At 64.1% G+C, this 13,826-nt stretch carries 11 protein-coding genes; 5 read left to right on the top strand and 6 right to left on the bottom strand.

The features are described 5' to 3' along the window. Position 1: 1 nt before the first annotated feature. Positions 2–961, bottom strand: a complete 960-nt coding sequence (locus GEV38_RS08960; protein WP_013971644.1) for a MoxR family ATPase — start codon at positions 959–961, stop codon at positions 2–4. Positions 962–1,192: 231 nt separating this feature from the next. Here GEV38_RS08960 and GEV38_RS08965 point away from each other — a divergent pair, with 231 nt between their 5' ends. Next, positions 1,193–2,500, top strand: a complete 1,308-nt coding sequence (locus GEV38_RS08965) for a DUF2235 domain-containing protein (RefSeq protein ID WP_173895775.1) — start codon at positions 1,193–1,195, stop codon at positions 2,498–2,500. An 88-nt stretch (positions 2,501–2,588) separates the two neighbouring features. Here the strand turns inward: GEV38_RS08965 and GEV38_RS08970 are convergent, their stop codons facing one another. Continuing rightward, complete coding sequence (locus GEV38_RS08970; RefSeq protein ID WP_054573347.1) at positions 2,589–3,785, bottom strand: MFS transporter; 1,197 nt, start codon at positions 3,783–3,785, stop codon at positions 2,589–2,591. Positions 3,786–3,844: 59 nt separating this feature from the next. Next, entirely contained in the window at positions 3,845–5,059 is a 1,215-nt protein-coding gene (locus tag GEV38_RS08975) for a benzoate/H(+) symporter BenE family transporter (RefSeq protein ID WP_043935451.1), read from the bottom strand. Positions 5,060–5,161: 102 nt separating this feature from the next. Here GEV38_RS08975 and GEV38_RS08980 point away from each other — a divergent pair, with 102 nt between their 5' ends. Next, positions 5,162–6,673 (top strand): PLP-dependent aminotransferase family protein, encoded by a 1,512-nt coding sequence (locus GEV38_RS08980; protein WP_054573346.1) that lies wholly within the window; start codon positions 5,162–5,164, stop codon positions 6,671–6,673. Positions 6,674–6,710: 37 nt separating this feature from the next. On the opposite strand, the gene GEV38_RS08985 is transcribed toward GEV38_RS08980, so the two are convergent. Together GEV38_RS08985 and GEV38_RS08990 are read right to left on the bottom strand one after the other, a co-directional pair. After that, a complete protein-coding gene (locus GEV38_RS08985) occupies positions 6,711–7,598 on the bottom strand; it encodes a dihydrodipicolinate synthase family protein (RefSeq protein WP_054573345.1) in 888 nt (295 codons plus the stop codon). A gap of 44 nt (positions 7,599–7,642) precedes the next feature. After that, a complete protein-coding gene (locus GEV38_RS08990) occupies positions 7,643–8,425 on the bottom strand; it encodes an aldolase (RefSeq protein WP_015269467.1) in 783 nt (260 codons plus the stop codon). A 236-nt stretch (positions 8,426–8,661) separates the two neighbouring features. Here GEV38_RS08990 and GEV38_RS08995 point away from each other — a divergent pair, with 236 nt between their 5' ends. The 3 genes from GEV38_RS08995 to GEV38_RS09005 all read left to right on the top strand — a co-directional run bounded on the left by GEV38_RS08995 (position 8,662) and on the right by GEV38_RS09005 (position 12,746). Beyond that, the gene (locus GEV38_RS08995) at positions 8,662–10,209 is read left to right on the top strand and encodes an AMP-binding protein (RefSeq protein WP_054573344.1); all 1,548 of its coding nucleotides are present in this window, start codon (positions 8,662–8,664) and stop codon (positions 10,207–10,209) included. 14 nt (positions 10,210–10,223) lie between these two features. Further along, the gene (locus GEV38_RS09000) at positions 10,224–11,390 is read left to right on the top strand and encodes an acyl-CoA dehydrogenase family protein (RefSeq protein ID WP_054573343.1); all 1,167 of its coding nucleotides are present in this window, start codon (positions 10,224–10,226) and stop codon (positions 11,388–11,390) included. A gap of 102 nt (positions 11,391–11,492) precedes the next feature. Next, positions 11,493–12,746 carry an MFS transporter gene (locus GEV38_RS09005; RefSeq protein ID WP_054573342.1) on the top strand — a complete coding sequence of 418 codons (1,254 nt, stop codon included), beginning with the start codon at positions 11,493–11,495 and terminating at the stop codon, positions 12,744–12,746. An 11-nt stretch (positions 12,747–12,757) separates the two neighbouring features. On the opposite strand, the gene GEV38_RS09010 is transcribed toward GEV38_RS09005, so the two are convergent. Beyond that, entirely contained in the window at positions 12,758–13,702 is a 945-nt protein-coding gene (locus GEV38_RS09010; RefSeq protein ID WP_023663061.1) for a LysR family transcriptional regulator, read from the bottom strand. Positions 13,703–13,826 lie beyond the last annotated feature (124 nt).

Consider the following 13,826-nt stretch of genomic DNA (forward strand, 5'->3'; position numbering starts at 1 on the left):
CTCAGGCAACGGCGACGACGTCGAGGATGCGCTGGACCACGCGGTCCTGATCGATCCCTGCCGCCTCGGCCTCGAACGAGAGGATGATGCGGTGGCGCAGCACGTCGAACAGCACCGCCTGGATGTCTTCGGGGCTGACGAAATCGCGCCCGGCCAGCCAGGCGTGGGCGCGCGCGCAGCGGTCCAGCGAAATGGAACCACGCGGGCTGGCGCCGTAGGCGATCCAGTCGGCCAGTTCGGCATCGAACTTGGCCGGGGTGCGGGTGGCCATCACCAGTTGCACCAGGTATTCCTCCACCGCGTCGGCCATGTACAGGCCAAGGATTTCCTTGCGGGCGGCGAAGATCGCCTGCTGGCTGACCCGGCGCTCGGGCTTGGTCTCGCCGCCCAGGGCTTCACCACGGGCCTGCAACAGGATGCGCCGCTCTACCGCAGCGTCGGGGAAGCCGATTTTCACGTGCATCAGGAAGCGGTCGAGCTGGGCTTCGGGCAGCGGGTAGGTGCCTTCCTGCTCGATCGGGTTCTGTGTGGCCATGACCAGGAACAGCGGCGACAGGTCGTAGGTGCTGCGGCCCACGCTGACCTGGCGTTCGGCCATGGCCTCGAGCAGTGCGGACTGCACCTTGGCCGGGGCGCGGTTGATTTCGTCGGCCAGCACCAGGTTGTGGAAGATCGGCCCCTGCTGGAACACGAAGCTGCCGGTTTCCGGGCGGTAGATTTCGGTGCCGGTGATGTCGGCCGGGAGCAGGTCGGGGGTGAACTGGATGCGATGGAACTGCGCCTCGATGCCTTCGGCGAGCTCTTTGATGGCCTTGGTCTTGGCCAGGCCCGGCGCGCCTTCGACCAGCATGTGGCCGTCTGCCAGGAGCACGATCAACAGCCGCTCGACCAGTTTCTCCTGGCCTAGGATCTGGGAAGAAAGAAAGGTGCGCAGCGCGATCAGCGCTTCACGGTGTTCCATCGGTGACGGTTCCTGGTATGGGGCCGCAGGCGGCTGGAAGCAGCTGCCCTGGCAAGGGGTGATACTTTAATCCATCCGGGGGGGTGGCGACCAATGGCGGTAGGGAAATTTATCCTTGCCGGGGGCCATGCAGGTCCGGAAATGTCCTGTGTATCGCTGGCCATTGGCTGATGTTCCGCAGCAGCGTGCTGGCGCCTGCTTGTGCTTTTGGTACAAGCAGGAAGCACGACGATGGACCTGAACAGCTGTAGCACTGCACGCATCACGCCGGTCACCCTGCGTTTTGGCGTGTTCTTCGATGGCACCGGTAACAACCTGAGCAATGTGATGCGGGTGGATGCACCGGGGAACAAGGGGGGCAGTTATGCCAATGCCTTGAGCAATGTGGCCCTGTTGCATGCACTGTACCCGACGCAGGGGGCCAATGCTGATGGGACCATGGCGTTTCTGAAGCGCTATGTCGAGGGCGTGGGCACCCTGGCGGGGGAGGCGGATCATGCCTATGCCTCGGCCACCGGGTGTGGGCGTAGAGGGGCCGAGGCGCGTGTCACCGAGGCCTTGGCGGGGATTGCCGGGCAACTGCGGGACTGGCGCCAGGCGCACCCAAAGGCAAGGCTCGAGCGGGTCGAGTTCGACTTGTTCGGTTTCAGCCGCGGCGCTGCGGCTGTGCGTCATCTGGCCAACCTGCTGCATGATGGCGGCAGCAGCCTGTTGGCTGTGCCCTGTGGCATCGTGATCAACTTCATCGGCCTGTTCGACACGGTTGCGGCAATTATCGCGCCGCTGCAGGGCGACTTCGATCCTGCCGACGACCGCCATGGTGGCTTGCGCCTTGGCCTGGGCGCGGGCATTGCCCGGCAAATGGTGCAGCTGGTGGCGGGGGACGAGCAGCGGCACAACTTCCCGCTGGTACGCAGCGGCCATGACATCGTGTTGCCAGGCGTGCACTCGAACATTGGCGGTGGTTACCCGGATACCACGCAGGAGCAGGTGCTGCTCTGCAAACCGCATTCTCAGCGGGTGCCGCTGAGAATGCGCGCCGAGCACACGCGTGTGCATGCCACAGTCAGTGCGTTGCTGGCGTCGTCGTTTGGCGAAATGGGCGCGCCCAGGCCGCGTGTGCTGGCCTGGGAGGTTCCGATTGCCGGTGGCCTGCCTAGCGAGGCGCAAAAACAGGTATATGCGGCGGTGTACCGCGAACGGGAAGTGGCGGGGCAGCTGTCGCGGGTGTACCTGAGCATCATGCGGGAGCTGGCGGTGCGCGCTGGTGTGCCGTTTGCGCAACTGGGCGGGCAGGTCGAGCACCGGCTGCCGGATGAACTGCTGGGCATCAGCCGCAAGTTGCATGCGTTTGCCCTGGGTGAATGCGAACAGCCTGGGTTGACCGAGGATGAGCAGCGATTGTTGCGAGACAGGTACGTGCATGCATCAGCGAACTGGAATGCGTTGAAGGGGTTGCACGGCAGTGTGCTGGATGTGTTGTTCGTCAATCGGCCGGGGGCAGGTGGGCGGGTGGTGCATGCCAATCCGGTCGCCTGAGTAGCCAGTGCGCAGATGAATCAATGGCCATGTGCTGTTCTGCTGGATCTGCCTTGCATTGCGAAAGGGCTGCAAAGCAGCCCAGGGGCTAGACAGGCTGTCGGTGCTTCCTGGCCAGGTAGGCCTCCTGTGCCAAGGTCAGCAGCACCGTCAGCAGCATGAACACGATCGATGCCACGAAGATGCCATGAGGCAGGCGTTGGTCGAGCATCCAGCCAAACGCCACCGGCCCGAGGGCACCGCCGATGCTGAAGCCGGTCGAGACCAGCCCGAACGCTTTGCCCTCGGCGCCGCTCGGTGCCGCCGCCTTCACCAGCATGTCCCTCGACGGGGCGATGATCCCGGTCAGCAAGCCAATGGCACCGAGAACCACCACCAACCCCCAGCCCCGAAGCAGCCCGAGGGCCACCAGCGTTGTCAACGCGGCAGCCAGGGCAAAGGCCGAGGCCGCCACCAGGCCGTGACGCCGGGTCCGGTCAGCCAGGGCCCCACCGCACAGTACACCTGCAGCGCTGCTGAGCAGAAAGGCCGTGAGTGCCGTGTTGGCCCAGGCCAGGGTCAGGTCTTGGCCCTGGACCAGGGCGGCCACGGAGAACTTCTCGATGGCACTGGTGCTCAGGTTGAGCAAGATGAACAGGACCGTCAGCAGCCCGAGCATGGGCGTGAACAGTCGCGCGCGACCTGCTGCAGTGGGGCCAGCGCCGCCTTTGCCAGGCTTGGCAACGTGGTGGATTCCATTGCCTGGAACCGATATCAACAGCAAGGCGGCAACCCCCGCAGCCGAGCCCGCCATCAGGGCAGCCTGCGTGCCGAATAGTGCAGCGATGCCGAGAAATATAGCTGGCGTTACCGCCGAGCCGAGGAAGCCGGCAAAGGTATGGATCGAGAACGCCCGCCCCAGGCGGCCTTGTTCGATGCCGTTGGCCAGCAGCGCGTAGTCGGCCGGGTGGTACACGCCATTGGCCAGGCCGGCCATGGCCATCGCCACCAACAGCAGGATGTAGCTGGGGCTGACAGCAACCAGCAGGAAACTGATGCTGCCCAGCAGCAAGCCCGCCTTGAGCACCTTGCGCGCACCGTAGTGGTCGACGGCATAGCCTAGCGGTGCCTGCACCAGGGCGGAGACGATATTGAACACGGCCAGGGCTGCGCCGAGTTCGACGAACCCTACCCCCAGCAAGTCGGGGAGCACGGGTAGCAGCGCCGGGATAAGCATGATGTGCACATGGCTGACGAAGTGTACGGCAGCAATTTGGGTAAGAAGCTTGGGGCCAGCTTTGGGCATGTCGATACCTGTTGTACGGCGTGCACACCTGGCGCACGGCAGGATGGTGGAAAGCCCGCTTACCGGGAGAAGTGGCAGAAACCGGGTAGGCGGCCGTTCAGTACGGCATAGGCCAGCAAGCCAATGACCAGCCCCCAGAATGCCCCGCCAATGCCAAACAGGTTGATGTTGGCTGCCGCGGCCAGGAATGTGATCAGTGCCGCTTCGCGTGAACGGGCATCTGCCATTGCGTTGGCCAGGCTGGCGCCGATGGTGCCCAGTAGTGCAAGGCCGGCCAGCGTGGTGATGAAGGTGGCCGGCAGGGCCATGAACACACTGGCCAGGGTGACCCCGAATACCCCTACGAGGATGTAGCAGACACCGGCAGCGATGCCCGCGACCCAGCGTTTGCCCGGGTCTTCGTGGGCTTCCTTGCCAGTGCAGATGGCGGCGGTGATGGCAGCGATGTTGAAGGCGTGCGACCCGAACGGTGCCATCAGCAACGACCCCAGGCCAGTGACTGCCACGATCGGATTGGCGCTGGTCTTGAAGCCATCGTTGCGCAGCACCAGCATGCCTGGCATGTACTGACCGGTAAGGGTGATCAGGAACAACGGCAGGGCCACGCTCAGGGCGGCGTTGAGGGAGAAGGTGGGCGCGGTGAACAACGGCGTGGCGAATTCCAGCCTGAGCGCTGTCAGGTCCACCTGGCCCTGCAGTAGCAGGTAGCCCAGGCCCAGCAGCAGAATGCCTACTACGGCATAGCGGGCGGTAAAGCGTTTGAATGTTACATAGGCTGCGATCAACAGCCCGGCCAGGGCGGGGTCGACCGACAGGCCGCCGAATGCACCAATGCCGAATTGCAACAGGATACCCGCCAGCAGGCCGGCGGCAATTCCGCCCGGGATGGCCCGCACCAGGCGCTCGAAGTAACCGGTCACTCCCAGCATCACGAAGCCGCCTGCCGACAGCAGGTAGGCACCGATGGCGTCGCTGTAGGGCACGCTGGCCAGCGCTGTGACCAGGAACGCAGCGGCCGGCGTGGACCAGGCGGTGATCACCGGCTCGCGGCTGTACCAGGACAGGACCAGGCCACTGAGCCCGACGCCGATCGACACTGACCAGACCCACGAGGAGGTCAGCGCCGGGCTCAGCCCGGCCAGCTTGGCGGCCTGGAACACCAGGATGAAGGTGCCGCCATAATTGACTATTACCGAAACGATCCCCGCCACCACGGGGTGAAGGATGTCTGTCAGCCGTAGCGGGGTGGGAACAGTGTGTGCGGGCGTGTTCATCGAGGTCTCGGTCGTTCTGGCGCATAGGGTTGGAAAGGCTGGTTTTTATAGCGCTAGAATGGCCGGTATAGCCCCACCACTTTTCCACACATGGCCATACCAATGTTCAAGCATGCACAACTGGAGTCGGTGAAAGCCTGGATCGGCGACCCAGAGCGCGCGTCACTGCCTTTGCACGTAAGAATCCAGCGTGCGATACGCCAGCTTGTTCTCGAAGGGGCGTTGCCCGTGGGCAAGGCGTTGCCCGCCTCCCGTGCGCTGGCGGCCTCGCTGGCTGTGTCACGGGATACGGTCGAGGCTGCATATGGCCAGCTGCACGCCGAAGGATTCATCGAGCGCCGGGTGGGCAGTGGCAGCTTCGTTTCACCCCGTGCGCAGCACCTGCCGGCCCAGCCCCGGGGCCGCAAGGTGAAAGCCCCGGACGAACCGTCGGCAATCAGCCGTCGTGGCCAGGCGCTGTGCCAGGAGGGCGGAGTGCACAATTTCTTCGTTTCTCGGCCGTTTGCGCCGGGGGTGGCGGAAACCCGCAACTTCCAGTTGCAGGCCTGGGAAAAGCTGCAACGGCAGGTGTTCAAGGAACATGGCTCCCAGGCATTGCAGCCCAGTAGCGCGCAAGGTACCGAGCCACTGCGGCGGGCTATTGCCGATTACGTCAATCTTGAACGTGGCGCACAGGCCACGGCTGACCGCGTGCTCATCCTTACCAGTTCACAGCAGGCGTTCAGCCTGTGTGCCCACGTATTGGCCGACGCGGGCGACCAAGTGGTTATCGAAGACCCGGCCTACCATGGGGTCAGGAAGGCGCTGGGTGCTGCTGGCCTGCATTGCATCGCCGTGGCCGTGGACACGGACGGCATGCAGGTCGAGCAGATAACACGGCTGGCTCCCCATGCCAGGGCTGTTTTCCTGACCCCTTCGCATCAGTTCCCTACTGGCGTTACCCTGTCCCTGGACCGGCGTCTGGCGGTGATCGAGTGGGCGCGGCAACAACGCGCCTGGATCATCGAGGACGATTACGACAGCGAGTTTCACTATGCCGGCAAACCCACCGCGTGCGTGCAAGGCCTGGATGCCCACGACCGTACGGTTTACATCGGCACGTTCACCAAGTCCCTGTTCGCCGGCTTGCGCATTGCCTACATGGTCTTGCCGCCGCAACTGGTCGAGCCGATGACCGCTGCGCGAACCTTGCAGGACGGGCATACGGCTTCGCTGGCGCAACTGACCTTGGCCAGGTTCATCGAAGGCGGGCACTTCGGCGCCCATGTGCGCTTGATGCGGGCGATCTATGCGGAGCGCCGCGATGCCCTGGCGGCATTGGTGCAGGCACAGCTGTCGGACTTTCTTGTCGCGCGTGTGCCCGCAGGCGGCATGCAGATGCCTTGTGTTTTCACCAGGCCGATGCCTGAAGAACAGGTCGTGAAGGCGGCGCAGGCCGCTGGTATCGACCTGCTGGGGCTAAGTGGCCTGTATGCGTCGACGAAAGGGGAGGCGGGATTGCTGATGGGGTTTGCGGCGCATACCCCTGGCGAGCTGGCGATGGCCGTGGCGAAACTGGCGAAGGTGTTGCGCCAGGTCGAGTCTGGCCAAGGGCGAGCAACGTCGCCAGGATGAAGCCCGGCAGCAAGACGCCGCCGGGCAGTTGTCACGGTCAGTCGGCCAGTTCTACCAGCATGCTCTTCAGGTAGTCGCTGCCTTGCGCATCCAGTGGTTGCAGGGGCAGGCGTGGAGCGCCGACATCCTGGCCGAGCAGTTTCAAACCGGCCTTGATGGTGGTGGGCAGGCCACGGCGGGTGATGTACTCCAGCAGTTCATACTGCCGGTAGAACAACGCGCGAGCTTCGGCCAGGTTGCCTTGCTGCACCGCGTCCCACAGCGCCAGGTTCAGCGCCGGGATCAGGTTGGGCGCGGCGGTGCACCAGCCGGTGGCACCGGCCACCAGGGCTTCCAGGGTGAGCGGGTTGCAACCGTTGTAGAAGGCCACCTGGCCATCGGTGGCCTTGAACAGGCGGTGCATGCGCTGGATGTCGCCGGTGCTTTCCTTGACCATGGTCACATTGGGCACTTCGCCGAGGATGCGCAGGATCAGCTCCACCGACAGGTCGGTACCGCTGGTGCCCGGGTTGTTGTAGAGCATGATCGGAATGTCGATGGCCGCGCCCACCGCCTTGTAGTGGGCGACCACTTCGGCTTCGGTGAGCTTCCAGTAGGAGATGGGCAGCACCATCACCGCCGTGGCGCCGCAGGCCTGTGCCAGGCGGGCGCGCTGCACGGTGCGTGCGGTGGTCAGGTCGGAGACGCTGACCACGCTGGGCACGCGGCCGGCGATGCGTGCCTGGCTGAAGCGCACCACCGTTTCCCATTCGCTGTCGGACAGGTAGGCGCCTTCGCCGGTGCTGCCCAGCGGTGCGATGGCGTGCACGCCGTCCTCTATCAGGCGGTCGATGGACAGGCCCAGGGCATCCAGGTCGAGCGCGCCGTCTGCCTTGAAGGGAGTGATGGTGTAGCCGATAACGCCGCGAATTACAGGTGTAGACATAACCAGGCACCTTTGCCGTTGTTGGGGAAAGAGTACAGCTTCAGTCAGCCCAGGCAGTCGCCATGGGCACGCAAGGCACGGCGCGCGTAATAGCTGAACGCGGCACCATGACGTTTGGGGGTGGAGATCCAGTCGTGGGCTTCCTTGCCCAGGGCATCCGGGATGGGGCGAATTTCACCGGCGCCCATGGCCAGCAGCTGCATCTTTGCCGCGCGCTCGAACAGCATGGCAAGGACGCAGGCTTCCTCGATCGAGCGGCCGGCGATCAGCAAACCGTGGTGGGAAAGCAGGATCGCGCGCTTGTCGCCGATCGCCCTGGAGATGATTTCACCTTCTTCGTTGCCCACTGGTACGCCGGGCCATTCCTTGAGGAACGCGCAGTCGTCGAACAGCGGGCACAGGTCCATGTGCGAGATCGCCAGTGGCACTTCCAGCATCGACAGGGCGGCACTGTGCAGTGGGTGGGTGTGGATGATGCAGTTGACGTCGGGGCGTGCGCGGTACAGCCAGCTATGGAAGCGGTTGGCCGGGTTGGCCATGCCGCGGCCTTGCAGCACGGTGAGGTCTTCGTCGACCACCAGCAGGTTGGAAGCGGCGATCTCGTCGAAGCCCAGGCCGAGTTGTTGCGTGTAGTAGGTGCCAGGCTGCTCGGCGCGGGCGGTGATCTGCCCGGCCAGGCCCGAGTCGTGGCCGCCGTCGAACAGGATGCGGCAGGTAAGGGCGAGTTTCTGGCGAGGAGTGTAGGTGTTGTCGGCCAGCGCCGTCAGCATCTGCTGCTGGGCGAGTTTGACGAGCTGATCCTTGGGGGTCTGCATGGTGGTCGTCATGGGCGGTACCTGCATGAAGGGCCTATAAAGGCTGATTGGCGCGAAGCGCTATCAGGACACAAAATTGATATTAATGACACAAGGTGTCATTTGCAAGCGATGTGTCATCACCACTGCCGCTCATGCGATGTGGTCCAGTGCAAACCGTTATGGCCTGCATACGTAACTGGTATTACTTGCTCCGACCGCACGCTGTTTAGCATCGACCGGGTCTTAACCGCGACGAGAACAACAACGTGAACCTCGCAACCCTAACCAGTCGAAGTGCAAGATACTGGCCTGAGCGCTTGGCGGTGATCGACCGCCACACCCGCCTCACCTTCGCGCAGCTTGAACAGCGGACCAATCAGTTGGCCTCGGCCTTGTTGGCCCACGGCATCACCAGCGGCGAACATGTCGCGATCCTGGCTCCCAACCGGGTCGAGCTGGTGGAGGCTGAGGTGGCTTTCTACAAGGCCGGCCTGGTCAAGGTCCCGGTCAATGCACGCCTGGCGCTGGATGAAGTGATCCAGGTACTGAATGACGCCTGCAGCGTCGCGCTGATCGCCGACCCGCAAGCTGCCGAGGCCTTGCTGGCGCGCAGGCAGGAGGTGCCTGCGCTACGCCTGATCGTTACCCTTGGCGAGCAGGGCGGCGATATCGGCTACGGCGCACTGCTGGCCCAAGGCAGCAGCCAGCCGGTCAGTTGCGATCTGCCTGACGATGCACTGGCCGTATTGCACTACACCTCGGGCAGTTCCGGTGTGCTCAAGGCAGCAATGCTCAGCGTCGGCAACCGCAAGGCGCTGATCCGCAAGAGCATCGCCAGCCCCACCCGGCGTGCCGGCCCAGGCGACATCATGGCCCATGTCGGCCCCATCACCCATGCCAGCGGCATGCAGCTGATGCCGCTGCTGGCGGTGGGTGCCTGCAGCCTGTTGCTGGAACGCTACGATGACCAGTTGCTGCTCGAGACCATCCAGCGCGAGGGCGTGACCCGGTTGTTCCTGGTGCCGGCCATGATCAACCGTCTGGTCAATTTTCCCGGGGTCGAGCGCTATGACCTGAGCAGCCTGCGCCTGGTGATGTATGGCGCAGCGCCAATGGCGCCAGCGCTGGTCAAGCGGGCTATCGAAGTGTTCGGGCCGATTCTTGCCCAGGGCTACGGCGCTGGCGAAACCTGCTCGCTGGTGACGGTGCTGACCGAGCAGGACCACCTGTGTGAAGGCGGCGACCACCGCCGGCTGGCCTCGTGCGGACGATGCTACTTCGAGACCGACCTGCGTGTGGTGAACGACGATTTCCGCGATGTCCAGCCAGGCGAGGTGGGCGAGATCGTGGTCAAGGGACCGGACATCATGCAGGGCTACTGGCGCGCACCGCATCTCACCGCCGAGGTTATGCGTGATGGCTACTACCTCACCGGCGACCTGGCCACGGTGGACCAGCAGGGCTACGTGTTCATCGTCGACCGCAAGAAGGAAATGATCATTTCCGGTGGCTTCAACATCTACCCCAGCGAAGTTGAGCAGGTGCTCTACAGCCTGCCGCAAGTGTTCGAGGCTGCCGTGGTGGGCGTGCCCGACGAACAGTGGGGCGAAGCGGTGCGGGCAGTGATCGTGCTCAAGCCTGGCATGCAGCTGCAGGAGCACGAGGTGATCGAGCATTGCGCCCAGGCTCTTGCCGGGTTCAAGAAACCGCGCGGTGTGGACTTCGTCAGCGAGCTGCCGAAGAACCCCAACGGCAAGGTGGTGCGCCGCCTGATTCGAGACGCCTACTGGCAAAACAGCGAACGCCGCATCTGACTTGAGGAATTGCCATGTACCAGCCAAGCGAAAAGGCCAAACAGATCATCGAGGCCATCGGCGGCTTCGTTCGCAACGAAATCCTGCCCCTGGAGCAACGCGCCGGCCTCAGCTGGGCCGAACCGCACCCGCGTGAGGTGCTGCAGCAGGTGTGGCAACGCTCGTGCGAGCAGGGCTTCTACAACATCATGCTGCCCGAAACGATTGGTGGTGCAGGATTGAGCGTGTCCGACCTGTGTGCGGTGAAGGAGGCCACAGTGCTGACGGGCTCTATGCTGGCGCCGCACATTCTCGGCGAGCTTTCCGGGCCGCCGCGTGTCGGCCACCTGTTCAAGGTGGCCAGCCCGGCCCAGGTCGAGGCTTTCCTGCAGCCGGTGTGCCGAGCCGAAAAGGCAGTGTGCTTCGCGCTGACCGAAAGTGAAGCCGGGTCCGATGCCACGGCGATCAGGACTACCGCTCGGCGCGACGGCGAGCATTACGTGCTGAGCGGGGCCAAGCGCTACATTTCCGGGGCGCCTTATGCCGATATCGCAATACTGCTCGCGGTCACCGGCCCCGGGCGTGGCGCACAGGGGATCTCGGCATTCTTTGTCGAGCTGGATGCGCCGGGCGTGCGGGTGGAAAGCGATTACTCGGTCATGTCCGGTGGCGGCGCCCATGGCGACATCCTTCTCGATGAGGTACGAGTGCCGGTGGCCAACCGCATTGGCGAGGAGGGGCAGGGCTTCAAGCTGGCAATGGGGCGCATCACGCTCAATCGTCTGCTGCATTGCCCAACCATGCTGGGCATGGCGGGCCTGGCGCTGAACCTGACGGTCGACTACGCCCGCACGCGCAAGCAGTTTGGCCAGCCGATCGCGATGTTCCAGTCGATCAATCACATGATCGCCGACATGGCCACCGAACTGCATGCGGCACGCAGCATGGTCTATGCCACTGCCGCGGTGAATGACGCCGGTGGCGATATCCGCACCCAGGCGCCGATGTGCAAGCTTTTCGTATCGGAAACGGCCTTCCGTATCGCCGACCGAGCGGTGCAGATTCATGGGGGGGCCGGGCTGTTGCGGGGCAACCCGGTGGAGTGGATCTTCCGTGCGACCCGTATGATGCGCATTCTTACCGGGACCAGCGAAATCCAGCGCAACACCATTGCCAAGGGCGTGCTCATGCCCGAGCAGTGAAACTGCACGCCCGGCCTCGAGTGGCCGGGCTCTCCCACAAGAACAACAAGAGAGATCGACATGACTCATACTGACTCCCGCGCGCGTGCAGGCACGGCCTGGATGATTGCGGTACTGCTGGCACTGCTTATGCTGGTGAACTTCCTGGACAAGGTGGTCATCGGCCTTGTAGCGGTACCCATGTCCAGGGAACTGGGTTTGTCCCCGGCCGAGTTCGGCCTGGTGGGTGGCGCGTTGCACTGGTTCTTCGCCATCTCTGCAGTGGTCGGTGGCTTCATGGCCAACCGCCGGCCGACCCGCACCCTGCTGTTGGGCATGGGCGCGTTCTGGGCGCTGATCCAGCTGCCCATGCTGTTCGTCACCTCCCTGTGGGCGATTGTCGCTTGCCGGGTGCTGCTGGGCATCGGCGAAGGGCCGGCGTCACCGGTGGCAACCCATGCCTTGTACAAGTGGTTCCCCAACGACCGGCGCAACCTGCCGGTGGCGCTGTTGCATACCGGTAGTGCACTTGGGCTGCTGGTGGCAGGCGCAATGATTCCATGGATCAGCGTGCACTATGGCTGGCGCATGAACTTCATCGTGCTGGCTTTGATCGGCGCGGCGTGGTGCGTGCTGTGGTGGGCATTGGGGCGCGAGGGTACTCTTGACCGCATCCGCCCCGGCCAGCCCAGGGAAGAACAGGCGCACATCGCCTACCGCCGTCTGCTCGGCGACCGCACCGTGCTGGGCAATTACCTGTGCCACTTCGCCGCCAATTGGTCGCTGGCCCTGACCTTGACGTGGGTGCCGAGTTATCTGGAAACCGGGTTGGGCATCGACCCGATCATGACCGGTCGGGTGTTCGTGCTTTTCGTGGTGGTGACCACGCCGCTGAGCCTGTTCATGGCCTGGCTGTCGCAGCGCATGATGCGCGCCGGGGTGGCGACACGCTGGTCGCGCGGAGCCTTCGTGTCCCTGTGCCTGATTGCCAGCGGGTTGTTGTCGGCGGCATTGTTCCTGCCGGGCCTGGGGAATGTCGAGCGAATCATGAGCCTGACTTTCAGTGGCGGGCTGGCGCTGGTCATGTACTCGGTGGGGCCAGCCATGCTGGCGGAGTTCACGCCCAGCGGGCAGCGTGGCGGCATCCTGGCTATCGGCAATGGTATCGCTTCGCTGGCCGGGCTGGCGGCACCCGTAGTCACGGGGTTTCTGGTGCAGGGCGCCGGAGCCGACCACCCGGCAGGGTATGGCCAGGGCTTCCTGGTATGCGGGGCGGTGCTGGTCATTGCCGGGTTGACAGGGTTGGTATGGATGGACCCTCAGAAAACCCGCCAACGGCTGCTTCAGGTGGGCACGGCCGCGCTGGCCCGGGCCTGACCTGCGCTGCGTCAGAGGCTCTGCTGGGGGAGGGGGGCACGCTCGATCAGGGTGCCTTTCCAGCGCTCGCTGCGCACCGCATCCACGAGCAGCCCGCGCACCAGGTCGCGCATGCAGGCGGCGGCGAACGACAATGGCTTGTGTTGCGAATGGGCCAGGGCAATCGTACGAGTGATGCGCGGCTCCACGATCAGCCGCGCGCTGGCCGGGGCGGCCAGGTCCAGCAATGGCGGCCAGTTGCTGATGGTCGCCGCCAGGCCGGCGCGTACCAGGCTGGCTATGCCGGGCGCAGACTGCTGTTCATAGCTTGAATCCAGGGCCACGCCGGTTTCCATGGCCGCCTGCTCGATGCGCCTGCGCAGGTGCAGGCTGCGCGGCGGCATTACCAGCCGGCTCGACGCGGCCTCGGCCAGGGTGATCGGTGAATCGTCCGGACCATGCGCAGGCAGGCCGACCCAGTACAGGTCTTCGGAGAACACGGGCTCGGCGACAATGTGCGCCAGCTCCTCGGCATTGGGCACCACACCGAAATCCACCTTGCCCAGCTCGATCGCCTGGCCGCCTTCGCGGCTAAGGCCGTCCCATACGGTGAGCTTGATACCAGGAAAGCGCGCCTGCGCCTGGGTGATGATGGCTGGCAACAACAGCGCCGAAGCCGTGGCCGGAATCGAGATGGCCACGTGGCCCTTGGGGTTGCCGCGGCTGGACTTGAGTTCGTCCTTCACCGAATCAAGCTTCTGTATCACCGAGCGTGCCACTTCGTACAGCTGGCGCCCTGCATCGGTCAGCTCGATGCCGTCATGCTGGCGCGCCAGCAACTGCATTTCCAGCTCGCTTTCCAGCAGTCCTATCTGACGGCTCAATGCTGGCTGGGCAATGAACGCGTGGCGCGCGGCGTTGGAGAAGCTGCCGGCTTCGACAATGGCAATCAGGTAACGCAGCTGTTTCAAAGTCATGGCAATTCTCAGGCTATGCCGAAGTGGTATGGCAACTATCGAGAGACGTTATTTGTTCAGCTCTAGTGGCCTACTTAGTATCGGGGAACACCGGATCGAGGATAACAGAAACTTTCACTTATTT

Source organism: Pseudomonas sp. 13159349, assembly GCF_013305685.1.
GTDB classification, from domain to species: Bacteria; Pseudomonadota; Gammaproteobacteria; order Pseudomonadales; family Pseudomonadaceae; genus Aquipseudomonas; species Aquipseudomonas asiatica.